Source organism: Neisseria sp. 19428wB4_WF04 (assembly GCF_015235335.1).
Classification (GTDB): Bacteria; Pseudomonadota; Gammaproteobacteria; order Burkholderiales; family Neisseriaceae; genus Neisseria; species Neisseria musculi.
This window is the reverse complement of record NZ_JADGLG010000112.1, coordinates 1-1,359: the sequence shown is the minus strand read 5'-3', so window position 1 is coordinate 1,359 and position 1,359 is coordinate 1. Positions and strand designations below refer to the sequence as shown.

Sequence of the window (1,359 nt, the reverse complement as noted above, 5' to 3'; positions counted from 1 at the left end):
AGTTGTAGCTTCCTCTTTCATCTCGCAGTGCTACAATACCCAAGCAGGGAATCCTTGTTTTATAAGGATTCCCTGCTTTATTTTGCTCTGAAAAACTGTGTCAAAACAGTAAAAGTTGGTCGGCATTCACCTTTTTTTCACGCGGTTTCGGCTCGCCGATCAGCATAATCATGCCTGCAAATTGCTTTTCGGTTACCTCTAAATAGCGAACCTGCCCCTCCTCCGGCAGGTGTGCCTGCAGCCGTTTGTGGTGTTTCTGCAACGCATCTCTGCCGCGTACGATGCGGGAGTAAACAGATAATTGCAGCATTTGGTAGCCGTCTTTTTGCAAAAATTTTCGAAATTGGCTGGCGGCTTTGCGTTTTTCTACGGTGGTGACCGGAAGGTCGAAAAATACGATTAAGCGCATAAACTTGGCCTCACTCATAATCCTGCACCTTTAAAGGAAGCATCTCGGGCAGCTTCAAATTTTTTGAACCGCCGGTTAAGGCCGTCTGAAAAGACTGTACGGTGCGGTCGATGGCAGCCAATAGGGAATAACTGCGCCTATCAAGTTTGATTTGGCAGTGCAGCAATGACACCAATTTTTGCTTGGCCTGCGGAGTCAGCGTATCCGGCAACCCGTTTGTAAAGCCGTTTTCCCATACCAGTAAATCCACCATCGGACGGTAGGGCTCGATAAAGTCATCGGCCAGGTTAAAGGCGTTTAATCCGCTATGATGCTGCAGGCCCAGTGCAGGCAGAAAGCCATACTGCACCAAAGCGCGGGCAACAGCGGAACGCACGATGCTGTAACCGTAATTCAAGCAGGCATTCACGGCATTATCGTGGCTGCGGGTAAAGTGTTCGCCAAACAGTACGCGGAAATAGAGCGCGGCAGCCCGGCTTTCGGCAAAATCCTTATCGCCGGATTTGACGCGATCGGCCAATGCGTTCAGACGGCCTGCTGCAATATCGTGTCCGCTGTAGTCCAGCAGCCAGGCCTGATTGCGGATTTTCTGTTTTACAATCTGCTGCCAAAGCTGCTTTTTTTGCGGCAGGGTCATTTCTATTTGATATTTTAGGATTTTCAGGCTGCGGTGGTAGCGGGCAAAGGGCAGCCATTGCCCGCAGGGCAGAAACTGCTCATCACAGGTGAGCAGGGTGATGCCGTATTGTGCCAGTGCCGATAGCAGCGGAGCGGTAAGCACTACCTCGCGCGATTCGACCACAATCACGGCAATGTCTTCCAGCGGTACGGGAACTGTATCGTCTTGTTGGATCAGCAAGTGGTTTTGCTGTAACGACAGGCGGGCAGGTTTGCTAATAAGGATACTGCGCCAGCTCATAAAATTCCCTTTATAAAAAGGCCGTCTGAAA

2 protein-coding genes are annotated in these 1,359 nt (G+C 50.4%); both read right to left on the bottom strand.

Annotated elements, in window-relative coordinates; translation table 11 throughout:
* Positions 1-100: 100 nt before the first annotated feature.
* Complete coding sequence (gene cas2, locus IR141_RS12455; RefSeq protein WP_135033316.1) at positions 101-427, bottom strand: CRISPR-associated endonuclease Cas2; 327 nt, start codon at positions 425-427, stop codon at positions 101-103.
* Entirely contained in the window at positions 420-1,328 is a 909-nt protein-coding gene (gene cas1 / locus IR141_RS12450) for a type II CRISPR-associated endonuclease Cas1 (protein WP_135037743.1), read from the bottom strand. Before cas1 ends, cas2 begins: the two co-directional genes overlap by 8 nt.
* Between the last annotated feature and the right edge of the window lie 31 nt (positions 1,329-1,359).

Excerpts from the sequence above, each read along its gene's own strand:
- cas2 (WP_135033316.1), bottom strand. The coding sequence starts at position 427 with ATGAGTGAGGCCAAGTTTATGCGCTTAATCGTATTTTTCGACCTTCCG.
- cas1 (WP_135037743.1), bottom strand. The coding sequence starts at position 1,328 with ATGAGCTGGCGCAGTATCCTTATTAGCAAACCTGCCCGCCTGTCGTTA.